The organism is Halobacillus alkaliphilus (assembly GCF_900113125.1).
In the GTDB taxonomy this organism is placed as follows: domain Bacteria; phylum Bacillota; class Bacilli; order Bacillales; family Halobacillaceae; genus Halobacillus; species Halobacillus alkaliphilus.
In genome coordinates this window covers 149343-173174 of record NZ_FOOG01000001.1, presented here as the reverse complement: position 1 = coordinate 173174, position 23832 = coordinate 149343, and the positions used below count along the sequence as shown (strand labels likewise).

Below are 23832 nucleotides of genomic sequence, written 5' to 3'. Positions count from 1 at the left end.
CTTATCCTAAGTATCCAGGAATAAAATTTAGGATGGTCTCTATTACTGCAGTAACGATAGGAATCGCAAGCATTAATATGAATAATTTTCCGGCCAGTTCAACTTTAGAAGCTAATGAATTCAACCCAGCATCTCTGATTAATTGAGCTCCAAATTCGGCAATATAAGCGATCCCTATAATTTTCAAAATGGTCTTGAAGTAAAAGGGTTCCACCTGAGCTTGTTCAGCCATATAGGAAAGAAGCGCAAATATATGTTTCACCTGATCCAGAATGGATAAAAAGATAATGATGACGGTAAACAAAAGGAGCAGAAAAGCGGCCGAGGATTTATGCTCTTTTAATAAGATAATTAGTAAGGCCGCTACTAGTCCTAAAGACACAATTTGTATAATATCCATAGTTTCCTACCCTTGGTAGAGAAAAACTGATTTAATTTCTTGAAATAAATCAGCGAGCCGGTGCAAAACGATAAACAGGACTATAATGAATCCTGTGAGCGTGACCGCCTGCGCAATCTCCTCTTTTCCCATTTGCTTTAGAATACTGTGTATCATTGCGACAATAATCCCTACACCAGCAATTTGAAAAAGTATCGTGGCATCTTGAAGCACAATGGCTCTTCCCCCTTTAAATAATTAATATGATGACAAGCAGGCCGCTTAAAACCCCCATTCCACGAGCCATCCTCTGGTACTGATCGACTCCATCTAAAGATTCCTGGAGTTCTCGGTCTAAGTGATGGAGTGCCAATTGAATTTGTTTCTGCTGCTGTTCCAGATCATGCTGGCCTAAGGTACGCCCAAACTGAAGTAAAATCTCCCATTCACTTTTCCCCATCGCATTCGAAGACCAATGCTTTTTCAATCGGGCTTCCCATAAAGAAGCAAAATCCGAACAAGGTTCTTGAACCTGGTTAATTTCTTCAAAAAACTGAGAAGTTGGTGGAGGTAAGTGCCTGGCTAAATTCTCACAGACTTCCCACAAGGAGGACTGTCCGTAGACCATTTCTGCTTCAATCATTTGCAAAGCATTTTTCCACTGCCGGATATGTCCCGGTCTTTGCTTAAACCGGGCTGCGATATCAAAACCGGCTAGTGTTGTTACAGTCAGGATGAGTACGGCCCCAATCCACTCCATGCAATTCCCTTCCCTTCCAATGAGCTATGGGCAGTCCACACTCGTCTAAAACGGTGACAGACCCTGCATTATTCGGGCTTAACCGTTCCAGAACAAGATATCGTTCAAACACCCCTTCTTCTATCAATTCTTTAGCAGAGGGACGTTTCTGAACGTTTGTTATACTCGTTCCATGAATGCTGCATATAACTTCGACTCCAGTAAAGGTCGCTTCCCTAATCGCATTCGCATCAGCTGCCCCGCCAATTTCATCTACGATCATCACTTCTGGAGACATCGAACGTATCATCATCATCATGCCTTCTGCTTTAGGGCAGGCATCCATAACATCTGTACGTTCTCCTACATCTAGTTGGGGGACCCCTCGAAGACTTGCGGCTATTTCAGACCGCTCGTCCACAATGGCAACTTTACTTGCTCGTTGATCCTGATGACCTGAACCAATCCTTTGGGCCAACTCCCTTAATAAAGTGGTCTTACCTGAATGTGGGGGGCCTATAATCAAAGTACTTGTCCATTTACCATCTTGATATAAATAAGGGATTAGTTGATTAATCTGTCCTGTAGCGTTCTTGGCCACACGAATATTCATAAAAGCAATATGTTTTAGTGTCTCAACCTGATGGTTTACCGTATTAGCCTTTCCAGCTAACCCTACACGGTGACCTCCTTCAATAGTTATGAAGCCCTCTTTTAATTCATCTTTAAATCGGTAGAGAGAAAACTGACTGATCTGATTCAATACATAGGATAAATCAATCGACGTAACAAGCGGCCCTTCTACCACTCCATTTTTCCTGGCATCAAGAACCTCAATTTTCTGATTGATTCGCAAGCGAATTTCTTGAATTGTCTTCCAATTCACTTTCCTTTTTAAGAGGATTTGGAAGTGATCGGGAAACAACCTGATAATCTCCTCCATCCTGTTCTGCTCCTTTAATTGGTTTACTTCATATGTATGTTCTATCTCATCTCTTATGACAATTTAAGAGATATAAAATAGATTTTCTCTATTAAAAAAAGCTCATCCCTTCATTGGGATGAGCTTTAAAAGAGCCTCTCTATTTATTATGCACGTGAAACATATTTTCCATCTGTAGTACTGATCAACAGATTCTCGCCTTCATTAATAAAGAAAGGTACCTGCACGGTCAAGCCTGTCTCCAGGGTTGCAGATTTGGTACCGCCGCTTGCGGTATCCCCTTTAATTCCTGGTTCTGTTTCCACTACTTTTAATTCAACGTTTTTAGGAAGCTCTACACCAATGGTCTCTGCCTGATAAGACTGGATCTGTACTTCCATATTTTCTTTCAGATAGTTCAACTGGTTTTCAAGCACGGATGATGGAATTTCTACTTGTTCAAAAGTTTCCATATCCATAAATGCATGCATATCACCATTGGCGTATAAATATTGCATTTTACGGTTTTCAATATGAGCACGTTCTACCTTTTCCCCGCCACGGAACGTTTTTTCCTGAATATTTCCGTTTCTCAGGTTACGTAACTTGGACCGCACAAATGCAGCTCCTTTTCCTGGTTTCACATGCTGGAAATCCATTACTGACCAGATATCTCCGTCCACTTCAATGGTGAGACCTGTTCTAAAATCATTAACTGAAATCATATTTTTTCCTCCTTCTATATCCTTTACAATGAAATAAGTTCTTTAGTAGATGTGCTCAAACGATTGTTTCCGGCGTTTGTAATGACCGTATCATCTTCGATCCGGCAGCCCCCGACATTTGGTACGTATATTCCAGGCTCAACGGTTACTACCATTCCCTCTTCAAGCACCATGTCGGAACGGAATGAAAGACCAGGTCCTTCATGGACATCTAAACCAATTCCATGTCCAGTTGAATGGCCAAAGTATTCTCCGTAACCTTTTTCTTTAATATAATCACGCGTTAGGGCATCTGCTTCCTTACCTGTTATACCGGACTTAAGCCCTTCCATACCTTTCAACTGTGCCTGCAGAACAACATCATAGATTTCACGCAGTTCCTCACTAATTTCACCAACAGCTACGGTACGGGTAATATCAGAACAATATCCTTTATATAAGGCTCCAAAATCCAAAGTAACCAGCTCTCCGGCCTGAATTTCTTTTTCAGATGCTACACCATGCGGTAAAGCAGAACGGTAGCCGGAAGCAACAATAATATCAAAACTGGAAGAGGTAGCTCCCTGCTTTCTCATAAAGAATTCCAATTCATTTGAAACATCAATTTCCCTGACACCTGGTTTAATATAGCTTTGTATATGTTCAAAGGCATCATCCGCAATTTTAGCAGCAGCTTGTAAAATACTAATCTCATCATCTGTCTTTATCAAGCGTAACTTTTCGACGATACCTGAGGTAGGAACAAGGTTTGCTTTTATTTCTTTGCGGTATTGTTCATAGACACTATATGTAACATGGTCTTTCTCAAAGCCAATCCGCTCAAGCCCTAAACGCTCCACTTGATTGGCGACTTCTTTCACCATAGGATTTTTATGTTCTATAACCTCAAAATCTGATGCTTGTTCGTTAGCCTGTTCGGTATATCGAAAATCAGTAATAAGTAAGGCTTCCCCACTTGTTACAAGCAGCGCACCTGAGGAACCTGTAAACCCTGATACATATCGCCTGTTTTTTGGACTCATAATCAGTATACCATCCAGTTCATCACTCATAACGGATTTTCGCAGATTTTCTAATTTACTCATTTTTCATGTCTCCCTTCTGATTCTATCTTTTTAATTATAGCTAATGCAGCAAGGCGGTAACCATCTATACCAAAGCCTACAATCTGACCCTGGGACACAGGAGCAAGCATGGATTGATGACGGAAGGGTTCTCGCGCATGAATATTAGAAATGTGTACTTCTACAACTGGCAGGGAGATAGCGCTAACCGCATCTCTTAATGCAATACTTGTATGAGTATAAGCAGCTGGATTCATAATAACACCCGCTGCCTGCATGTCAGCTTTATGCAGTTGGTCTACAAGATCCCCTTCATGGTTCGATTGGAATTCCTCTACTTCATATCCATACTCCCAGGCAGTATCTTTAACGAGTTTTACAACATCAGCCAAAGAAGCGTTACCATAAGTGCCCGGCTCTCTTTTTCCAAGCATATTTAAATTAGGCCCATTAATTAAGAATAGGCGTTTTGCTGCCATCATTCCATCCCACCATTTACGAAATTGTCATACTTTTTTAGTTTATCATACTACTCCTTATTTTGAGTATTAATTTGCTGACTCGTTAAACTCCTTATATTCAAAGGAAATAGAGAAACCTATGAATAATCCATAAAGAAGAAATAAACAGGCTGTCGTAACCCATGTATCACTGGATAATTCCATAAACGCTGGTATGGCTGGAAACAAGGGGGTAAGGATAACAAAAATAATGGCCCACAAAGTCAAACCAAAAATCAGGCCCGGCCAAATGCCATTTTTCTTTTTCAAAAACATATAATAGAGCAGAGCGCTTATAAGAGACAATACTCCCACAATAATAACAGCTAGTACTTCAGCAAGCCAAGTTCCTGTCCATTCCGTCTGCCAAAAAGAGCGAAATAGGAAGGAGGCAGCAGAAACTTCACTAAAGTGAAAATAATAAGCAAGCGCCGCTAAACCACTCCATAATACCCCTGAAGCGAAACCAATGATTAAAGTTTTGGTTAGAACACTTTGCTGGGGTTCCTGTTGATTTTGTTCTTTTGGTTTATCTGCCATTCAAATCACCTCTATCCATTATCTTTAACCATCTGCGAATTTTTCATGCTCTTTCGACATAATAAAGGCTAGAGATGAGAAGAAAAATAAGGTAAAATATAAGTAAGAAAGAATATAAATCAGGCGTTTATTCAGCCGTTTACTCAGGGAACATTCAAGTAATGTAAAAAACCTCACTATTGAATCTTAACTTCAAGTTTCTACTAAAATAACTTCTACACAAACGAACCATAGTCTTTGAATAATTCCAGCTGAACAGGAAACAATCATTAATAGAACTATTTTCACTTTAAGGCCCCGTCATTGTTGGAAACCTATTATGTTGGTCCAATATATGATTTTGGGATATAAATATTTTTATAAGTGGTATATATAATATTAAAGGATCTTTAGTCGATCATTTTGAGAAGGGAGGAATAACGATCATGCGCAACTGGATGACTCCTATCATATACACATTGGTGGCTTTAGCAGTTTTCTTTGTAGGCTATCAATTATTGACTGACACTGGCAGCTTTCTTAGCTCAATTGCCATGATGATCGGTATTGCAGCAATCGTCTATGGGACTATTTACTTTTTCTTCCTGCGCAACCGTGGAATCGGCGCGGGGAAAAGCAGCAATGAAATGAAGAAATATAAGCAAGCTGTTAAACAATCTAAACAAAAATATAAACAACCCGCTCCTGTAGTGAAAAAGAGCCAGGCCGTTAGATCAGCTAAACCTACAACTATTCATAAAAAAAGCAAACGGCGAGGAAGCGGCCCGCAGCTTAGAGTAATTGAAGGTAATAAAAACAAAGATAAAAATCGAGCCTCCTTTTAATAGGCTCGATTTTATTTTGTCCACCTCTTTAAAAACTCTGCAGCATGGACCCTTCCAATCTTCATCAAATCTTCTTTTTCCTGATTACTCAGATAAAAATTCGTTGTATCGTATCCCTTGACTGATATAAAAATAATATCCTTGCTCTTAGAATGTGAGATGTAACGTGCATCATGAGCCTGTTGCATAGTTTTAAAAAGCGCGTGAAACATTTGAATGGCATTGCGGATTTTCTGTGCTGGGAGCTGGCTAGGAGGGTCGCTTAGTTTTAAGCCTATTATTGGCCGTTTCCGCCGTCCTTCTTTCCCCTCCCAAATCCATATAGGAAAATTACTTAGAACTCCTCCGTCTACAATTAAAGATTTACCATTTTTTCCATGGATCTTAATGGGTACAAAAAAATAAGGGAGTCCGGAACTCATCCGCACAGCCTTAGCTACTGAAAAGGTTGCGGGATCAATTCCATATACTCTTTTCAAGTCATCAGGTATCACAATAATACGACCTATACTTAGATCTGAGCATACAATTTTTAATGATCCTGAGGGAAGATCAGCAAAAGTTCGCACCCCTTTTTCTTCGAGCCATTTTTCAATCGTATACTCAAGGCGATTTCCCTTATATAATCCCATGCGAAAGTATAGTAAAAACCATTTCGAATAAGGGAATAAACGCTCAGCAGTGGGGAGATCTACAAGAGATTCAAAGGAAAGACTCTTTAATTTTTCTTTCAATTCCCCAGAGGTATAACCAGCTGCTGTCATACTTGCAAGAATCGAACCTGCTGAAGTGCCTGCAAGCCGGCTGAAATGATAACCTTGTTCTTCAAGTTCCTCAAGAGCACCAATAAAAGCCAATGCTTTCATACCTCCGCCCGAGAATACTCCATCAACCTTCATACAATTTCCTCCCGCTTTAACCCCTTATAAAATCTTATGAGCTGTTTAGAAGATGAATAACAAAAAGACGCAGAAAACTGCGCCTTGGTAAGGTTATTCTTGATTTTGTTCTTCGTTCTTCTGCTGCACTTCTCTAAGAGAGTCTACTCGTGCGGGTTTCTCATCAAAGTACTGGACAAGATCTCCTATTCGGTCAATAGAATTCCAACTTAAATGATGTTCAATTCCCTCTACATCTTCATAAATGTTTTCTTTATCTACTCCAATTATTTCCAAAAACTGTTCCAACAACTCATGACGGTAAACAAGTCGCTTCCCAACTTTTTTTCCTTTAGGAGTTAAAATGAGACCACGATATTTTTCGTAATTCAAATATTGGTCCCGGTCCAACTTTTGAACCATTTTGGTCACAGAAGATGGATGCACCTGGAGATTTTCAGCAATATCAGATACTCGTGCATACCCTTTATCTTCTATAAGCATATAAATTTGTTCAATATAATCTTCCATGCTTGGTGTTGGCATGATGAACCCCCAATACAGGCTGTCTTTATGTAGGTGTTTCATGAAAATGATACACTAGTTTGCCTGTCGTGACAAGCAAGCATAATTCCTAAAAGAGTAATACCGGACTCTCAATGGGAGTCCGGTATATAAATCTTTTGGCTAATTCGTTTCTACAAACCACACTTCAATTGTGCGTTGCAATTCGTACAAGTATTACAGCCGCCAATGTCTTCAACAGTTCCTTTTCGACAGACGGGACAAGTATCGCCTACTTCAGATCCTATGGTCACATTCGTCTTATCTAACTCATGTACCGTATCCATTAGAACAACACGAGGTTTTCTTTCTTCTTCAAATTCAAACTCGGTCTGTTCCCCGTCAAATTCGTTTTCCTCAGCTTTTAAGGTAAGGACTTGACTGTCACGGCTCCCATCAACATATACGGTACCGCCTTTAGCGCCGCCACGGTATAATCGTTGATAAACCTTTTCCACCTGATCAACCGAATAGCCTCTCGGAGCATTAACGGTCTTAGAAATAGAACTGTCAACCCAGCGCTGGATAATACATTGGGTATCTGCATGCGCTTCAGGAGACATTGTCATAGCCGTAACAAACCATTCAGGCAGATCATTAGGATCCTGATCAGGGTGCTGATCTAAATACTCATTCACAATATCCGCTTTTACTTCAATAAATTTACCTAAACGTCCGCTGCGATAATAAGAGAAAGAGAAGTAAGGTTCAAGTCCCGTACTAACGCCCACCATTGTACCTGTACTTCCAGTAGGTGCTACTGTCAATAAGTGAGAATTTCGAATTCCGTACTTCATGACTCCTTCGCGAATATCTTCAGGCATATCTTTCATGTAACCCGTGTTAATAAACGCTTCACGCAATTTAGTGGTTTCCTCTTCGCTTGTTCCTTGAAGGAAAGGAAAGCTGCCTTTTTCTTTGGCCAGTTCAATTGAGGTGCGATAGGCAGTGGTCGCAATTACTCCAAAAATTTCATCTACTAATTTGTTTCCTTCTTCGGAACCATATTCGGTTTCACAATAAATTAGTAAATCGTGGAGCCCCATGACTCCAAGTCCTACCCGACGCTCTCCAAGGGCTTGTACTTTATTTTCTTCCAAGAAATAAGGAGTGGCATCAATAACATTGTCCTGCATCCGAACGCCGGTTTGAACGGTTTGTTTCAGTTGCTCATAGTTTACTTTCTTCTCTGTTTTATCAGCAACAGAGGCCAAATTAACAGCTGCCAGGTTACATACAGAGAATGGAGCTAGAGGCTGTTCCAATGTTGTTATCCTTCTGGCTTTTTATCCAGAAGTTCTTACAGTTTTTTTTCCTGCAAGTTCAGCATACATTTTCATCACACCACTGGTGTAATGTTGCGGTCTCGTGGGTGGATTATATTCTCACAATGAGGTTCACCACCTATGCGTTGCCCCTGACTGGAGGATTTAACTTCAGCCTTCGGTTCGGATCAGCATTTCAGCCTTCCCGCTTTATCCCGCAATGTTTTACATGAGGCAAACTATTCACCACATGGGTTTGTAGCTACAACCTTTTGTCCATAAGCAGAAGCATTTGTTTTTTCATTGGCGTTATCAATGAAGAAAATTCCAGGTTCTGCTGAATAAGTTGCGCATATATTAATTAAATTCCAGAGCTCTGAAGCTTTAACGGTGCGGTAATTCCTTATACCAAAACCTCTCTCTTCCCACTCTCTTACATCTCCGCTGCTCTGCCATTCTTCGTTATAGATTTTCATTTCCTCTTTTGTGTAGTTTTCTACATCAGGAAAACGTAAATGGTATTCAGCATTTTCTTCTACAGCATCCATAAACTCCTTAGTTATACATACTGAAATATTGGCTCCGGTGAGGAATTCTGGGTTGTGCACTGTGTACGTACCGCCAACGTAAAGTTTCTCTTCGGCTTCCTGAATGGCCTTTTCCGTAAATCCACCTGAACCAGGCATATGCTTGTAATTTACAACACTTTGAAAAAGGTCTTTCTCTGTTTCCGTTAAAGGTGTGAACTTGAGCTTGTCTTTAGCCAGCTGTTTAATTTGTTCATCTTCAGTATTTTGAATAAGGAAACGTAATATTCTCGGATTTTGCATTTTAGAAATAATGAACTCAATGATGTCCGGATGCCAGTCAGCAAGCATGATCATCTGTGCTCCCCGTCTGGATCCACCCTGCTCCACAAGGTGAGTCAACTTAGCAATATCATCAAGCCATGACACAGATCCAGAGGATTTTCCATTAACTCCACGAGCAAGTGTATTTCTTGGCCTTAAAGTAGAACCATTGGTTCCTACTCCACCACCGCGTGACATAATTTCCATGACTTGTTTACGATGATCGGAAATACCTTCTCTGGAGTCTTGTATATAAGGCATCACATAACAATTGAAATAGGTTACATCCGTATTAGAACCCGCTCCATATAACACGCGGCCTGCAGGAATGAAGTTCAGATTTGAGAGTTCTTTATAAAAATCATCAAAACTCTTTTGCTTTTGAACGGGGTCCGTTTCTACCTCCGACAACCCCGAAGCATTGCGAAGAGCGATTTGTTCATAATACACTTCCAAAGGTTTATCGATGGTATCCAGGTTTCGGGTTATTAAGCCTGTCTCTCTTTCATTTTCATGATCAAGTACGTTTACAAATTCATCCTCTACTTTCACTACTGCCTCATGTTTTTCCCAATCAATTGATTGAATGAAACCAAAGCCTCGAGCAGGAAATTTCGGATCATCTTTCACCGTAAGTACCACAAAATCGTTCTCTGCCAACGTAAGTTTTTCGGTATCTTTAAATGCATACCTGTCAAGCATAACTAGTCTAGAAACGCCTTTATGAGTAATCTTCATATCTGCTGTTATTTCATGTACCTGAGAAAACTGTCGAATATCTGCATTTAACCGGTCTACATTAACCTTGGCATAGGTATCATTGGAGGTGGTTGTTTGCATTATGAATCTCTCCCTTGAATGATAAAATAAGTATTCATTTAGTATGTATATGTAACATACCACATTCACAAAAACTTAATCAATATATTGTGTTCATGAATTGAATTTTTTCAATATATAGTGTCATTGAACGAATGTGTTGAATTTTGTCAATCTACTAATCGTGCGTAGAAAGCAGTTTAAGCTAGATTTCAAAAGTAAGAAGCTATTTTTTACGGTTTTTTCACTTAATTCATTAGTTGCATAGGTTCAGTCTAAAAAAACGATTATACCAACTTTGAAATTCTAACATACAATAAACTTTTTTTGAAAAGCTAACGATTCCCTCCTATAATAGATAGAGGAAAAGAGAAATGGGGGGACATACTATGGAACTTTGGATCTTGATTGGAGCTGTCATTGCTCTTATAGCATTTGGCTTATATAGATACTTCAAATCCAAAAAAATTATGAGTACGTTAACAGAAGAAGAGTTCAGACAAGGCTACCGTAAAGCTCAGCTTATTGATGTTCGTGAACCAAAAGAATTTGAAGGCGGTCATATACTGGGGGCACGAAATATCCCATTATCGCAAATGAAAAACCGCCTTATAGAAATTCGGAAAGACAAACCTGTCTATTTGTATTGCCAGAGCGGAGCTAGATCAACACGGGCAGCCATGCTGCTTAACAAAAAAGATTATAAAGATCTTAACGTTCTCCAAGGCGGTTTCAAAAAATGGGGAGGAAAAATTAAAACTAAAAAGTCAAAATAAAAATAAAACCTGAAGGCCAGGGTTATAACCCGCCTTTCAGGTTTTATTTTTTTAGCACTATTAAATCACCTTATTAAATTCGAATGAAACTCCCTGATCCGGAAGGCCTGTACGATAAAGAGTTCTAGAAAGAGAGCTGGCTACTCAATCCACTTTTTAAGCCTGGATTTTTGAAATCACATCTCACGCTACAAGGTTCTAAATGGAAGCAGTCTTTTAGAGTTTAATTACTCAATTTTCGCCCTTCTTATAACTTAAGACTGGTTTACGAGCCGCCTGTGTTTCATCCATTCGACTGACTATAGTACTATGAGGCGCTTCCTGTACAATTTCAGGATTGTCTTTCGCTTCATTTGATATTTGAATCATCGCCTCTACGAAAGCATCCAACGTTTCTTTCGACTCTGTTTCTGTTGGTTCTATCATTAATGCTTCTTCTACATTTATTGGGAAATAAATAGTTGGCGGATGGTAGCCAAAGTCCAGCAGACGCTTAGCTATATCAAGTGTACGTACGCCCAGTTTTTTCTGGCGTTTTCCTGATAAGATAAACTCATGCTTGCAATGTCGATCAAATGGAAGCTCATACTGCTCTTGCAATCGTCTCATCATATAATTTGCATTGATTACAGCATATTCACTTACTTTTTTCAGACCTTCAGGCCCCATCGTACGTATATACGTGTAAGCACGTACGTTAATACCGAAATTACCATAATAAGGCTTCACTCGACCAATCGATTTCGGACGATCATAATCGAATTGATACTGATTATCTACTTTGGTCAATATAGGCTTTGGAAGATATGGTTCCAGTTCTGCTGTAACTCCAACTGGACCAGAGCCAGGCCCGCCTCCTCCATGAGGACCGGTAAATGTTTTATGAAGATTCAGGTGAACCACATCAAATCCCATATCCCCTGGACGTGCATAACCTAAGATTGCATTTAGGTTTGCTCCATCATAATATAGCTTTCCACCAGCCTCATGTACCACAGCTGCCATTTCTTCAATATCTTCTTCAAATAGCCCTAATGTATTTGGATTCGTCAGCATGAGCGCTGCTGTTTGTTCATCTACGACTCTTCGCAGATCTTCGAGGTCTACCAATCCTCGCTCGTCGGACTTAACAGTGACAGCTTCAAAACCGGCCACTGTCGCCGAAGCAGGATTTGTACCATGAGCAGAGTCTGGCACGATAACTTTCGTTCGACCATAATCTCCATTTGCTTCATGGTAAGCGCGAATCATCATTAACCCCGTCCATTCACCATGCGCTCCTGCAGCAGGCTGAAGCGTAACCGTATCCATACCAGTGATGGATACAAGTGATTGCTGCAAGTCGTACAACAAATGAAGGGCGCCCTGTACAGTTTCTGGTGCCTGATACGGATGGATGTGACTAAATCCAGTTAAACGAGCTACATCTTCGTTCATTTTAGGATTATATTTCATTGTGCAAGATCCAAGTGGATAAAAACCGGAGTCCACCCCATGATTTCTCTTGGAAAGGGCCGTGTAGTGGCGCATGATTTGAAGCTCACTTACTTCTGGAAGGTCAGCTGCCTTATTTCTTACAAAAGAGGAGCCAATCATGTCTTCTGCATCCATTTCAGGCACATCAAGGTCCGGAAGACTAAAACCTGTCCTGCTCTCTTGGCTCAATTCAAAAATTAACGGAAAGTCCTGCTCAGCCATGGATATCCCCCACTTCTTTTACAAATTGATCAATCTCTTCTTTCGTTCTTATCTCAGTCACGGCTACCAGCATATGATTTTGTAAACTGTTATCCATCTGGGAAAGATCATAACCGCCGATTATTCCTTTTTGAAGCAAAATGCGGTTTACTTCCCTAATATCATGATTCAGTTTAACTACAAGTTCATTAAAGAAAGCTCCATCAAATACTACCTCGATGTTGTTTAATTGTAATTGTTTTTTCATATAAGCGGCTTTTTGGATATTCATCCATGACATCTTCCTAAGACCTTGTTTCCCTAGAGAGGACATAGCTACGGAAGAAGCTAACGCATTAAGAGCTTGATTGGAACAAATATTGGAAGTCGCTTTATCACGGCGTATATGCTGCTCACGGGCCTGAAGTGTAAGTACAAACCCACGACGCCCTTCCTCGTCTACTGTTTGCCCCACTAGCCGACCTGGAACTTTCCTCATTAATTTCTTGGTGGTAGCAAAATATCCACAATGTGGACCGCCGTACTGGGCAGGAATTCCAAATACTTGAGCATCGCCTGTGACAATATCCGCTCCAAATTCACCAGGTGGTGTTAAATATCCTAAAGCCAGTGGATTACTTGAAGTAATCATCATCGCTTTTTTCTGAGTATCTACGATTTTTCTAACTTCATCAAGAGGTTCGATCTGACCAAAGAAATTTGGATATTGAAGGACTACACTTGCCGTATTGTCGTCTAATTCAGATTCTAATTGAACCAAGTCTGTCTTTCCGTGCTTATGGTCGATCTCTACAACTTCAACCCCTGGACCCTTTACATAAGAATGAATAACAGCAAGTGACTCAGGATGGATGGCCTTAGAAACGAGGACTTTCTTTCGTTTTGTCTGACCAGCTGAAAGATTTACGGCTTCCGCCAGCGCAGTGCCTCCATCATACATAGAGGAGTTAGCCACATCCATTCCTGTCAATTCACAGATCATAGTCTGAAACTCAAAAATTGCCTGTAATTCGCCCTGGGAAATTTCCGGCTGGTACGGTGTATATGCCGTGTAAAATTCAGAGCGAGATATTACATGATCAACGATCGAAGGGATATAATGATCGTAAACTCCTGCTCCCAGAAATGAAGTGTGCGATTTCAAAGTTACATTTTCCTGGGCCATCTTCGTAAGTTCGTTCATTAATTGAAATTCGTTTTTTGGTTCCTTTAAATCCAAGTTTCCTTTAAATCTAATATTTTCAGGAATATCTGAGAATAGTTCTTCAGATTTCTGCACACCAATACGGCTGAGCATATCCTTCTTATCTTGTTCAGTCATTGGCAGATATCGAAATTCCATACGTACTTCCCCCTCAAAAACTTTATCTTTTGTAAAATGGTGTAGGAACCACTTTTGCCTGAAGACGTTTTTTTCTTACCTGAACGGTTACTTCTGTGCCCATCTCTGTGTAATCACAATCTAGTAACGCAAGTCCTACATTTTTACCAAGGGTGGGAGATTGCGTTCCTGTTGTAACAAATCCAATCGGCTTCTCTTCATCAAAAACTTCATAATGGGTACGAGGAATTCCTTTATCGATCATCTCTATACCAACGAGCTTGCGGGAAGGTCCCTCTTCCTTTTGCTTCTTCAGAACCTGTTTACCAATAAACTCATCTTCCTTCTTTGTTTTGACAGCAAATCCCAGCCCCGCTTCAATTGGGCTGATCTCTGCACTAAGCTCCTGGCCGTAAAGGGCTAAATTAGCTTCAAATCTGAGTGTATCTCTTGCTCCGAGTCCTACAGGGAGAATGCCATGCTTATCACCTGCTTCAAGCAGAACCTGCCATAGATCTGGGCCTGAAGCAGCAGGCAGGTAGATCTCAAACCCATCTTCTCCTGTATAACCCGTTCGGGAGACAATAGCACCATCTTTCACATTATCGATAGAAACATCTCCTATAAAGCGGAAAAACTTTATTTCTGACACATTGGTTTTTGTTATGGATTGTAAGATTTCTACAGCTTTTGGCCCCTGAAGTGCTAATTGAACGTAATCATCAGATAGATCCTTAATGGAAACACCATCTTCCTGGTGTTTTTTCAGCCACTCTACATCTTTCTCACGGTTTGCAGCATTAATAACTAGCAGGTATTTATCCGTTTCTAACTGGTAAACAATAAGATCGTCTACAGTACCGCCATTTTCATAGCACATTATTGTGTACTGAGCCTTCCCAGGTTCAAGTTTAGAAACATCATTTGTGAGCATTTTTTGTAAAAAAGAGAGACTTCCATCCCCTTCTACCAGCACTTCACCCATATGGGAAACATCGAATAACCCTGCTTTGGTTCTCGTTGCTTCATGCTCCTCTTTTATACTTGAAAACTGTACAGGCAGATCCCATCCCCCAAAATCAACAGTTTTCGCTCCCAGTTTCTTATACTCGGCATACAAAGGTGTTCGTTTTAACTCAGCCATACAACCGCTCCTTTATCCTCTAATTTCATCCATAAAAAAGAGACTCCACCGTTTTTCGATTAGGAGTCTCTGTCCATTCACCAGAAAGTTTGATAATTCTCCTTCTACTTAAAGAAGAATTATTTGCTTCTTGGGTGGTTTACTATTAGTAAACGCTCTCCAGAGCTGCGTCCTACAGAGGTCTGTTTGCCTGAGAGATTCACAACATGCTTGCTCCTTCGGCGCTACGTACGTAGACTCTCCCCCTGCAGTCATTCGCTTCATATTCGTATTTTCTTAGATTCTATTGGACATACTATTCAAAAACGTATGGCTTCACTTATTCATTCGACATTATTATATCACAGCGTAATCACAATTTGACATTGAATTTGTAGAATCATTCTTAATTTTTAATAATCTTTTTAGAATAGATGGAGGCTCACAGCTATGGTTGAAATTCATCCTGATCATACATTTATTCCTACCTTACGAGATAACTTGAACAACCCAAATCATCTCTCCAACTGGGAAGGATTCAAACTTGCTTACCAGGCAGCAAAGATTAATACAGTTCCTAATTTCGATGGACTACTTGCTTTAGAACACTTACCACATGTGCAATTTCTGGATCACCAGATTGAGGCAGCTGAAAGAGTCATTCACCAAATGAATGGGAGAGCCATTCTGGCTGATGAAGTAGGACTGGGAAAAACCCTGGAAGCTGGATTGATTTTAAAAGAATACATGATTCGAGGCATTGCTCGTAAAATCTTAATCCTTACACCCGCTTCTTTGGTGAATCAGTGGGTGCAAGAACTTAACGATAAATTCTACATTCAAGCAGCTTCCCCTAGAAAAAAGCAAGCAGCCTGGTCAGACTGGGACGTGACAGTTACCTCGATTGATATGGCTAAAAGAGAAGCTCACCGTCAGGAGATATTGTCTATTCCTTATGATTTCATTATCATCGATGAAGCACATAAATTAAAAAACCATCAAACCAAAAACTATCAGTTTGTACAAGAACTTAAAAAAACGTACTGTCTTTTGCTTACAGCAACACCTATACAAAACAAACTCAGTGATTTATTTAATCTTGTCTCGATTCTAAAGCCTGGATATCTTGGAAATTTAACAGATTTTAAGAAAAAGTATAGATATGAAGCAAATAAACAAGGAAATATTGAACACATTCATTCACTTGTTGGAAAAATGATGATCAGAAACCGCCGAAAAGATACAGGACTTGATGACTCTAAACGTATAGTAGTAAATGAGCGCCTGAAATTTACCGAGGAAGAACAAAAAATGTACCAGGAATTGGAACTTTTGAAATCAGATCATCCTTCATTTACTTGGCTGACGTTAGCTAAAGAATTGTGCTCTTCACGAGAAGCGTGTTATATGTCGCTAAACCAAATGAGACAGCAGTCAAATGAGCAGACAATGGCTGTTTATTCAAAATTTATTGAGCAGCTTCAGCAACTTCCTCACCATGTTAAGGCGAAGAGGATGATAGAACTGATCAGTGAGACAAATGAAAAATTTATTGTATTTACCGAATATAGGGCCACTCAATTTTATTTGCAGTGGTATCTCCAACAACATGGAATTTCTTCAGTCCCTTTCAGCGGAAAATTTAATAAAAGTAAACGTGATTGGATGAAGCAATTGTTTAAGAATCAAGCGCAAGTACTGATTGCGACGGAAGCCGGCGGAGAAGGAATTAACCTACAATTCTGTCACCACATGATTAATTATGATCTCCCCTGGAATCCTATGAGGCTGGAGCAGCGAATAGGCAGGATACACCGTTTTGGTCAGGAACATGATGTTAAAATTTATAATTTCGCAATTGAGAATACCATTGAAGACCACATTATGAAGATGCTTTATGAAAAGATCGAGATGTTTAAAAATGCGGTAGGTGACCTTGACCATATCTTAGAACAAATCCCGGGCGGTTCATTCGATAAACAAATTCAGACAATAATTGATCAATCAGACAGCAAAGGCGAGATTGATATTAAACTGAACAATTTAGTCAGTTATGTTGAACATTCCATTAGCGAGAGGAGAGAAACGAGTTGACTTTGAATCCTTATTTTGATTTCGTCCATCAGTTTTTCACCTCTTACGGCTGCGCTATCCTAGAAAAAAGTGAGTCTCATTTGAAAGTCCAATTAACGAGCAGTATGGATGAAGAGATAATGAATCGTCCTTTCTATTGGCATTACATGAAAAAAATGAATCGACCCGGAGACCCTATGCAGTTACTCTTCACAAACACAAGCCACTCCAAAGAAGGCGGAATTTACCTGCATGCAGGTACTCCCAAACTTCACACGATTTATCGAGCAGCCATCAAAAAAGGAAAAACCGCACGCCTTTATGAAGCTGTAGTGCAGCCGCTTGAAAATCGCGCCCTTTGTCCCTGGCTTGTAGTAAATATCCACCTCCACTACAGAGGCAAGCAAAGTAAAGATGAAACTTTGTCTCTGGGACTTAATTTAGTTCACGGAACTCTTCTCCCCAATATGATGGACAGACTGTGGAAGATGGAATTTGAACCAACTGTATCAGACTATACCTTCCCGATGACTCCCCTAATTAATTTGGAAAACGCTTATAAACGTATTGAACGATATGTGGAAGGGTATGTGTCTTCGATCAGCGACGAGTGGGCTACATTATCATTAAAGCACCTGCAAGAAGAAAAAGTGCTTTTAGAATCCTTTTATTCATCCGAAGATATTGGTCTAGAACAATTCACCAAAGAACAGGAACAAATTGCTACTAGGTACAGCCCGAGAATTCTAATGGAGGCAGTGAATGGAGGCTTATTTTATATTTCTCAAAAGTCCAACTCCTATGTGATCAATAATTTAGCCGCTGACTAAAAGTCAGCGGCTAAATTATCGGGAATGACATATTCAAGATTCCGTCGTTTTATGCTTTTTTTTAATCATCCTAAGAGCAAAAGGGATGATACCAAACCAATAAAAAGCGCTTTTCTTTGATGGCTTTGCTGCCTTTCTCTGCTTCTTCTCCTGTTTACTCATTTGCATATATTTAACCATCTCTTCCGTGAGATACTTCACATAATCATTCCGGTCCATAATTTCCCCTCTTTACTTGGTATTTAGGAATAGTATGGCCGAATCTCTAGTTTTTTAGACGATCCATTATTTCATTAACGATTTCTTCAGGGCTCTTATTATCTACATCAATGATCTGATGAGCCAATGATTCGTATATAGGCTGTCGCATAGCGAATAAGGCCTGTTTTTCAGTTAAGTCTCCTTTCCATAAAGGACGCTCCTGATCATTTTGCAATCTGGAAACAATCGTGTTCCAAGAGGCCCTCAAGAACACTACCGTTCCAGTGGATAAATAGTGCTGATTTTCTTCTTTTAAAACCACTCCTCCACCAGTGGATACAACACTTTCCTCGTTAATACTTTTGAGAAGATGAGTTTCGCATTCACGGAAGTGAGCTTCACCGAATTGAGCAAACATATCTGAGATATGCATTTTCTCTTTCTCTTCTATTGCTTTATCCATTTCTATGTAAGGCAAGTTAAGTTCATCGCTTAGTTGTCCAGCTATAGTTGACTTTCCACTGCCCATAAAACCAATTAAGTAAATCATACTAACCTCCCATTATTAATTATAGTTTTAAAAGATATGGTTATAGTTAAATCTTACTAAAATAGCTGCTAACTTCTTCAGCAGACAAAACCTCTGACTATACGAATTTCCCCTTTAATTGCCGAAGAGGAAACGAGCTAAAAAACCCGGTTATTCAGGACGTCTATTATATGTGAACACTCTTCTTACCTAACGGATCGGCGAATTTGATAAGAGAATCCAAAAAGACGTTTTCTTGATTATACATCTCATAGGGGAATATAAAAAGTTTAAAAATAAAAGAAGGAATCAGCCGAATTATGTCGAATATAATCCTTTGTGAAAAAATTATTGAAAAGAGGTGATAGCTCCTTTGCAGTCTATAGCAAATTACGCTCGTGATTTACTAATCTCAGCAATACAGCAAACGGCTTCAGATATTCATTTCACTCCTTTTGCAGAAAATGCCAGCATTTATTTCCGTATTCATGGTAAAAGAATTTCCCACTCTTCCCTTCCTCTGCCGCTTTACCAAAAACTTCTCGCTTATTTTAAATTCACCTCAGGAATGGATATTGGAGAAATTAAACGTCCTCAGAATGGCACCCTTCAACACCGAAGTGACCAGTCAATCTTCGACCTTCGCCTCTCCACTCTTCCTATCACAGGAACAGAAAGTCTCGCCATCCGCATTCTAAAACCTATGGACCATACTCCCTTAGAACAACTTTTTCTTTTTCCCTCTCAGCTTAAAAGAATTGAACAATGGTTAAACCATTCCAGTGGTATGATTCTGTTTACAGGACCCACAGGAAGTGGTAAAACTACCACCCTTTATGCTCTTTTACAGGCTTTAATGAACCGCAGCTCCTTTCAAGCCATTACACTTGAAGATCCAATCGAAAAGAATTTAAACAACATCATACAAGTGCAAGTAAACGAAAAGGCCGGCATTACTTATGATACTGGTTTAAAAGCAGCTCTTCGTCATGATCCTGATCTACTTATGGTAGGGGAAATCCGGGACCGTGACACTGCTCACTTCGCATTTCGAGCCGCCTTGAGCGGGCACTTAGTTATAAGTACTATTCATGCTAAGGATGCCTACGGAACTCTTCGACGATTAAGAGAAATGAATATTCCTCAGGCAGACATGGAACAAACCTTAATCGCAATAGCTGCACAACAACTTGTACCTATTCAAGGAGAAGGACTGCTGCCTAGACGTGCCGCTATCTTAGAATTGCTGGATGGCAGCCTTCTAAGCTCATCTATTCAGGATATACCCCCCACCACCCAGAATAATTTTCAGTCTTTCGCTCACTTAAGGAGGAAAGCTTATGCCCTCGGATTCGTAAATTACTCGTAAACTTAACCCGGAGAACTAAACTCCCCGTTTCTATTCAAATACTTTTTTTCCATCGATTAAGCCACATTCTTCATAAAGGGTATCCATTACTGGAAGCATTAAAGATGACAGGATGGGATCCTTCCCTGAGGCCGTTGTCAGATGAACTTAACATCCACTTATCTAAAGGAGAAACCATCGATAACGCTTTCCTTCATGTTCATTTTTCTCCACTGGTAACGAACTTTCTCTATTTTGGCAGAGTGCACCAAGACCTTCCAGCTATGTTTAAACAATGTGAAGAGCTATTAAAAATGAAAAAAGATTACTCACATAAATTATTTCAAGTTTTACGATACCCGCTGTTTCTTTTAATGTTCTTAATTGCTGCCTTTAGTATACTAAAACATACTATTCTCCCCAATTTCCTAATCCTTTTTCAAGGAGAGGATTCTTCTTCTCTCTGGTTTATGATGGCATTAGATTATTTCATCAATGGACTTGGTGTTTTATCGATTATTTTGTTCATTGGGCTGATAGTTATGAAGTTAACTTTACCAAGACTTTCACTAGGCAGACGTCTTAATTTGTACGAAAAAGTTCCCCTTCTAAAGATTTATCATTCCTTTATGACTTCGTTTCTTTTTACTACTCACCTAAATTCCCTCTTTAAAGCCGGACTCCCTTTAAAACAGTCACTTGAGATTATGAGCAGCCACAATCGATATGAATTATTGTCCTTCTACAGCGAAAAAATTATATCTCATCTAGCTGAAGGGAAAACTCTCGGGCAATCCGTACACAGCTGTTCTCTGCTAAAAAGCGAACTAACTAATTTGTTCCATCAAACAAATGATATAGAAGCTCTTAGTCATGAACTGGAGATGCTATCTGAATTTTTCATAGAATATGTACAAGAAAGAATGCTTAAATGGATGCAAATGATCCAACCGATGTTCTTTATTATTATTGCAGTAATAGTGATCTGTATCTATGCTTCCATTATGCTTCCCCTCTACCAGTGGATGGATCAAATATAAACTCAGGAGTGATAATTATGAAAAATGAAAAAGGTTTTACATTAATTGAAATGTTGATTGTCCTGCTCGTTATCTCTGTACTAATGATTATTACTATACCGAATTTAACTAAAAACAACGGAACGATAAGAGATAAAGGCTGCGAGGCACTGGTGATTACAGCTCAGGCCCAAGCAGAAGCTTATTCTATAGAGACCGGAGCTTATCCTGCCAGTTTATCTGATCTAGTTGACGGTCAATATTTAAAGCAAACCACCTGCCCTGATGGAGGCGAACTTGGATATGATTCAACGTCCGGTGAAGTCTCTGCTCCTTGATGGTTCAGAATCGTCTAATGGCTATACAATTAGTGAAGTCCTTATTGTTCTTATCTTCTGGTCCATTCTCCTTGTGAGTATTGTTCCTCTTCATCATCGCACATTTCAACACATCCAATCTTCGCACTTCATGTCACAGCTGAAAGATGATGTATTATTGACCCAGCAACTGACTATGCAAGACCATATTTACTATATGTTGTTGTTTCGACCCAATACGAATGAATACATCTTATATGATCAAAAAAATAAAACTACAATTTTCCAAAGGTCATTCCCGGACAATTGGAGAATGCAACTTCTTACTCTCGAAGCCACTGTCCGGTTTAACGAAAATGGAGTTGTGACAAAACCGGGAACTATGAAAATTCATACGCCTTATACCATCTTTAAAATCGTTTTTCCTTTTGGAGCGAGCAGGTTAGCCATTGAAGAACTCTAGTGGATTTACCTTAGTTGAGACGATTACAGCAATCAGTCTACTCCTTTGCCTTATTATCTTTCTACTTCCCTCCCTCACCCACATTCGATTGATGCAAAAGGATTTGGCCAACGAAAGAATAGCCATTTCCTATCTTCATGATGAACTGCATACACTTTCATATACGACACCAAAATTGTCGAATGTATATTTAGGCGATCAAGAAATACCCTTCCTGATTCAATTTGTAGAGAAGAGTAACCTTGTAGAAGGCTGTATTACGTGGAAAACGCACTTGAAGAAAATAAAGGAAGTGTGTCTATATGCCAAAGATTCATAGCCAGGGGTTTACTTTACTCGAAACTCTAATAAGCCTGATTATTATTTCATTAATCCTCATTCTCTCTTTCCCTTTATTTCATATAATTCATGACGTTGATTACTATGAGGAATTATCTGTCCGGCAAATGTTTACGTTCTTACAGGAGGAAGTAAACAGAGGTCAAGAGGTAGCGGTAATTTCTAACACCATCTCTATTACAGATGCTGTAAACCGAAAGATTACCATTGAACAATATGAGAATCTTATTAGGAGAAGAGTAAACCTTACTGGACATGAAGTCTTACTACAGAATGTAGAAGCAATTCACTTAACCAATCACACTCGCTATATAATGATTAAGTTACAAATGGAAGGTGGTGGTGTTTATCAGAAAAACATTCATAGAGCCGGTCCTTAATCAGAAGGGAGTTATCTTTCCCTGGGTAGCTGGTATAGGATTACTCCTCATTTTTCTTACTATAAGTTCTGTACAGCGCTATCAGAACCACGTATTGTTTAACGATACCTACACTTTATCTATCGTCAGACAGAATTTATTAGAAACCGCTCAGCAACATTTACTTATACGATGGAATGATATCTCTCCTGAAGAAGACCCTTATTACACCTTAACGACGCCTAATGGAAAAGCTCAGTCCACCTGTAATAGAGAAAGTAATGAAAGCATTCATTGTAAATGGGAGATAACAGACTACTCCGGAAATATGAAATCGTTAGACACTTACTATAAACTACAGCAAACCAAAAACTAATAAAAAATCATCGCATTCCCACAGATCATGGTTTGCGATGATTATTTAAACGAAGTTGGCCATATCGGGTTCCTCTTTCATAACATAATTTAAGAAATACTTGCCGCGTATTCAAGTTTCTGATTTGTAATTCCTCTTAACCCTTCCAAATCATATCCAACCACTAATTTTTCTCCATCAGTTAGAATAGGACGTCTTAAGAGTTTCGGTTTCTCAATTACTAAATCAATAAACTCATTCAGGGAAAGATCTTCTACATCTATATCCAGGGATTTAAACTCTTTGCTGCGCTTAGCAAGAATTTCGTCGATTCCATAAGTGGTCAGAGATAATATTTTTCTAAGGTCTTCCACTGTTGGAGTCTCCCTGAACAAATGCTGTTCATTAAAATCAATTCCCTCACTTTTCAACCAAGACTTTGTACGACGACAAGACGTGCAGCTGGGGTAAGTGTAAAATCTTAATTCTTCCATTAACACCGCTCCTCTTAAGAATATTTAATGTATTAAGTTGTACAGTTATTGTATAACCTTTGTACAATATTTTAAACATCTTTTTCATAATTTTCAATTGAAAGTTTTTCCTTACTTCGTGTTAGGGTAATGTATAAGGTGTCTGATTGTGTGTATAATGTAAAAAGAATGCTGAGCGATTTATTTACAATTAAGATTTGGTCGTTTATAATATTAATGATAGTTTATCGAAGGAAAAGGAGGGGGAAAAGCATGGATCGTATGTTTAGAGTGCTAGCCTTTTGGACAGGTATTTTTGCTGTCATGTTTTATACAGGCGATATGATGGAGGCTTCCTTATTATCCCTTGCCCAAACGGCTTTTTTCCTTACTGTGGGTTACCTTAAACTGTCTGAACGTATGTATGTTTACATATTTTTCTCATACTTGACAGTTTTCATGATCGGTTTTACTTATTATTCTTCATTTATTTTAGTGCCGAGCTTTGGAGGACACTAAAAAAATCCTGTTATCCAAT

At 39.4% G+C, this 23832-nt stretch carries 28 protein-coding genes, 2 pseudogenes and 2 riboswitches; of the genes and pseudogenes, 12 read left to right on the top strand and 18 right to left on the bottom strand.

The window, feature by feature from the left end:
• Nucleotide 1: 1 nt before the first annotated feature.
• The 8 genes from spoIIIAD to BMZ06_RS00920 all read right to left on the bottom strand — a co-directional run bounded on the left by spoIIIAD (nucleotide 2) and on the right by BMZ06_RS00920 (nucleotide 4869).
• Complete coding sequence (gene spoIIIAD, locus BMZ06_RS00955; protein WP_014643719.1) at nucleotides 2-400, bottom strand: stage III sporulation protein AD; 399 nt, start codon at nucleotides 398-400, stop codon at nucleotides 2-4.
• A 6-nt stretch (nucleotides 401-406) separates the two neighbouring features.
• The gene (gene spoIIIAC, locus BMZ06_RS00950) at nucleotides 407-613 is read right to left on the bottom strand and encodes a stage III sporulation protein AC (protein WP_089651759.1); all 207 of its coding nucleotides are present in this window, start codon (nucleotides 611-613) and stop codon (nucleotides 407-409) included.
• Nucleotides 614-629: 16 nt separating this feature from the next.
• Nucleotides 630-1139 (bottom strand): stage III sporulation protein SpoIIIAB, encoded by a 510-nt coding sequence (gene spoIIIAB, locus BMZ06_RS00945; RefSeq protein WP_089749226.1) that lies wholly within the window; start codon nucleotides 1137-1139, stop codon nucleotides 630-632.
• On the bottom strand, nucleotides 1084-2061 hold the full coding sequence (gene spoIIIAA / locus BMZ06_RS00940; protein ID WP_089749224.1) for a stage III sporulation protein AA: 978 nt from the start codon (nucleotides 2059-2061) through the stop codon (nucleotides 1084-1086). The genes spoIIIAB and spoIIIAA overlap by 56 nt, the downstream gene beginning before the upstream one ends.
• 146 nt (nucleotides 2062-2207) lie before the next feature.
• Entirely contained in the window at nucleotides 2208-2765 is a 558-nt protein-coding gene (gene efp / locus BMZ06_RS00935) for an elongation factor P (RefSeq protein ID WP_089749222.1), read from the bottom strand.
• Between the two features lie 23 nt (nucleotides 2766-2788).
• A complete protein-coding gene (locus BMZ06_RS00930) occupies nucleotides 2789-3850 on the bottom strand; it encodes a M24 family metallopeptidase (protein WP_089749220.1) in 1062 nt (353 codons plus the stop codon).
• The gene (aroQ, locus tag BMZ06_RS00925; RefSeq protein WP_089749219.1) at nucleotides 3847-4311 is read right to left on the bottom strand and encodes a type II 3-dehydroquinate dehydratase; all 465 of its coding nucleotides are present in this window, start codon (nucleotides 4309-4311) and stop codon (nucleotides 3847-3849) included. Before aroQ ends, BMZ06_RS00930 begins: the two co-directional genes overlap by 4 nt.
• A 66-nt stretch (nucleotides 4312-4377) precedes the next feature.
• Nucleotides 4378-4869 (bottom strand): YqhR family membrane protein, encoded by a 492-nt coding sequence (locus BMZ06_RS00920; RefSeq protein ID WP_089749217.1) that lies wholly within the window; start codon nucleotides 4867-4869, stop codon nucleotides 4378-4380.
• Between the two features lie 425 nt (nucleotides 4870-5294).
• On the opposite strand from BMZ06_RS00920, the gene BMZ06_RS00915 reads away from it, so the two are divergent.
• Nucleotides 5295-5693, top strand: a complete 399-nt coding sequence (locus BMZ06_RS00915; RefSeq protein ID WP_089749215.1) for an SA1362 family protein — start codon at nucleotides 5295-5297, stop codon at nucleotides 5691-5693.
• An 11-nt stretch (nucleotides 5694-5704) separates the two neighbouring features.
• Here the strand turns inward: BMZ06_RS00915 and BMZ06_RS00910 are convergent, their stop codons facing one another.
• From BMZ06_RS00910 to BMZ06_RS00895, 4 genes and pseudogenes are all read right to left on the bottom strand, one after another.
• A complete protein-coding gene (locus BMZ06_RS00910) occupies nucleotides 5705-6592 on the bottom strand; it encodes a patatin-like phospholipase family protein (RefSeq protein ID WP_089749213.1) in 888 nt (295 codons plus the stop codon).
• A gap of 93 nt (nucleotides 6593-6685) precedes the next feature.
• On the bottom strand, nucleotides 6686-7117 hold the full coding sequence (gene mntR / locus BMZ06_RS00905) for a transcriptional regulator MntR (RefSeq protein ID WP_014643730.1): 432 nt from the start codon (nucleotides 7115-7117) through the stop codon (nucleotides 6686-6688).
• Between the two features lie 152 nt (nucleotides 7118-7269).
• Nucleotides 7270-8397 (bottom strand): annotated as a pseudogene (locus BMZ06_RS00900) (vitamin B12-dependent ribonucleotide reductase); the annotation flags it as partial.
• Nucleotides 8398-8645: 248 nt separating this feature from the next.
• Nucleotides 8646-10091: pseudogene (locus BMZ06_RS00895) on the bottom strand (vitamin B12-dependent ribonucleotide reductase); the annotation flags it as partial.
• A 368-nt stretch (nucleotides 10092-10459) separates the two neighbouring features.
• On the opposite strand from BMZ06_RS00895, the gene BMZ06_RS00890 reads away from it, so the two are divergent.
• Nucleotides 10460-10846 (top strand): rhodanese-like domain-containing protein, encoded by a 387-nt coding sequence (locus BMZ06_RS00890; protein WP_014643733.1) that lies wholly within the window; start codon nucleotides 10460-10462, stop codon nucleotides 10844-10846.
• Nucleotides 10847-11077: 231 nt separating this feature from the next.
• Here BMZ06_RS00890 and gcvPB read toward each other — a convergent pair whose 3' ends face one another.
• From gcvPB to gcvT, 3 genes are read right to left on the bottom strand one after another with little or no spacing between them, the layout of a single operon-like run.
• Nucleotides 11078-12544, bottom strand: coding sequence for an aminomethyl-transferring glycine dehydrogenase subunit GcvPB (gene gcvPB, locus BMZ06_RS00885; protein ID WP_089749207.1), 1467 nt, complete (start codon nucleotides 12542-12544; stop codon nucleotides 11078-11080).
• Nucleotides 12537-13886 (bottom strand): aminomethyl-transferring glycine dehydrogenase subunit GcvPA, encoded by a 1350-nt coding sequence (gene gcvPA / locus BMZ06_RS00880; protein WP_089749204.1) that lies wholly within the window; start codon nucleotides 13884-13886, stop codon nucleotides 12537-12539. The genes gcvPB and gcvPA overlap by 8 nt, the downstream gene beginning before the upstream one ends.
• A gap of 22 nt (nucleotides 13887-13908) precedes the next feature.
• On the bottom strand, nucleotides 13909-15009 hold the full coding sequence (gene gcvT / locus BMZ06_RS00875; RefSeq protein ID WP_089749202.1) for a glycine cleavage system aminomethyltransferase GcvT: 1101 nt from the start codon (nucleotides 15007-15009) through the stop codon (nucleotides 13909-13911).
• A gap of 67 nt (nucleotides 15010-15076) precedes the next feature.
• Nucleotides 15077-15174, bottom strand: a riboswitch (glycine riboswitch).
• A 3-nt stretch (nucleotides 15175-15177) separates the two neighbouring features.
• Nucleotides 15178-15264: riboswitch (glycine riboswitch) on the bottom strand.
• Between the two features lie 174 nt (nucleotides 15265-15438).
• On the opposite strand from gcvT, the gene BMZ06_RS00870 reads away from it, so the two are divergent.
• Nucleotides 15439-17082, top strand: coding sequence for a DEAD/DEAH box helicase (locus tag BMZ06_RS00870; protein WP_089749200.1), 1644 nt, complete (start codon nucleotides 15439-15441; stop codon nucleotides 17080-17082).
• Complete coding sequence (locus BMZ06_RS00865) at nucleotides 17079-17891, top strand: YqhG family protein (protein ID WP_089749198.1); 813 nt, start codon at nucleotides 17079-17081, stop codon at nucleotides 17889-17891. The genes BMZ06_RS00870 and BMZ06_RS00865 overlap by 4 nt, the downstream gene beginning before the upstream one ends.
• A gap of 33 nt (nucleotides 17892-17924) precedes the next feature.
• Here BMZ06_RS00865 and BMZ06_RS00860 read toward each other — a convergent pair whose 3' ends face one another.
• Entirely contained in the window at nucleotides 17925-18110 is a 186-nt protein-coding gene (locus tag BMZ06_RS00860) for a YqzE family protein (protein ID WP_089749196.1), read from the bottom strand.
• Nucleotides 18111-18156: 46 nt separating this feature from the next.
• Entirely contained in the window at nucleotides 18157-18642 is a 486-nt protein-coding gene (locus BMZ06_RS00855) for a shikimate kinase (RefSeq protein WP_089749194.1), read from the bottom strand.
• A gap of 352 nt (nucleotides 18643-18994) precedes the next feature.
• Here BMZ06_RS00855 and comGA point away from each other — a divergent pair, with 352 nt between their 5' ends.
• From comGA to BMZ06_RS00820, 7 genes are read left to right on the top strand one after another with little or no spacing between them, the layout of a single operon-like run.
• Nucleotides 18995-19990 (top strand): competence type IV pilus ATPase ComGA, encoded by a 996-nt coding sequence (gene comGA, locus BMZ06_RS00850; protein WP_089749193.1) that lies wholly within the window; start codon nucleotides 18995-18997, stop codon nucleotides 19988-19990.
• The gene (locus BMZ06_RS00845; protein ID WP_089749192.1) at nucleotides 19972-21009 is read left to right on the top strand and encodes a type II secretion system F family protein; all 1038 of its coding nucleotides are present in this window, start codon (nucleotides 19972-19974) and stop codon (nucleotides 21007-21009) included. Before comGA ends, BMZ06_RS00845 begins: the two co-directional genes overlap by 19 nt.
• Nucleotides 21010-21026: 17 nt before the next feature.
• On the top strand, nucleotides 21027-21326 hold the full coding sequence (gene comGC, locus BMZ06_RS00840; RefSeq protein WP_089749189.1) for a competence type IV pilus major pilin ComGC: 300 nt from the start codon (nucleotides 21027-21029) through the stop codon (nucleotides 21324-21326).
• Entirely contained in the window at nucleotides 21292-21768 is a 477-nt protein-coding gene (comGD, locus tag BMZ06_RS00835; protein ID WP_245755917.1) for a competence type IV pilus minor pilin ComGD, read from the top strand. Before comGC ends, comGD begins: the two co-directional genes overlap by 35 nt.
• Nucleotides 21755-22087: a prepilin-type N-terminal cleavage/methylation domain-containing protein gene (locus BMZ06_RS00830; protein WP_089749187.1), complete on the top strand. Its 333-nt coding sequence runs from the start codon at nucleotides 21755-21757 to the stop codon at nucleotides 22085-22087. The genes comGD and BMZ06_RS00830 overlap by 14 nt, the downstream gene beginning before the upstream one ends.
• Nucleotides 22071-22487, top strand: coding sequence for a competence type IV pilus minor pilin ComGF (gene comGF, locus BMZ06_RS00825; RefSeq protein WP_089749185.1), 417 nt, complete (start codon nucleotides 22071-22073; stop codon nucleotides 22485-22487). The genes BMZ06_RS00830 and comGF overlap by 17 nt, the downstream gene beginning before the upstream one ends.
• Nucleotides 22450-22842, top strand: coding sequence for a hypothetical protein (locus BMZ06_RS00820; protein ID WP_089749183.1), 393 nt, complete (start codon nucleotides 22450-22452; stop codon nucleotides 22840-22842). The genes comGF and BMZ06_RS00820 overlap by 38 nt, the downstream gene beginning before the upstream one ends.
• 89 nt (nucleotides 22843-22931) lie before the next feature.
• Here the strand turns inward: BMZ06_RS00820 and BMZ06_RS00815 are convergent, their stop codons facing one another.
• Nucleotides 22932-23315, bottom strand: coding sequence for a Spx/MgsR family RNA polymerase-binding regulatory protein (locus BMZ06_RS00815; RefSeq protein WP_089749181.1), 384 nt, complete (start codon nucleotides 23313-23315; stop codon nucleotides 22932-22934).
• A gap of 252 nt (nucleotides 23316-23567) precedes the next feature.
• Here BMZ06_RS00815 and BMZ06_RS00810 point away from each other — a divergent pair, with 252 nt between their 5' ends.
• Nucleotides 23568-23813, top strand: coding sequence for a DUF2626 domain-containing protein (locus BMZ06_RS00810; RefSeq protein ID WP_014643748.1), 246 nt, complete (start codon nucleotides 23568-23570; stop codon nucleotides 23811-23813).
• The last annotated feature ends 19 nt before the right edge of the window (nucleotides 23814-23832 follow it).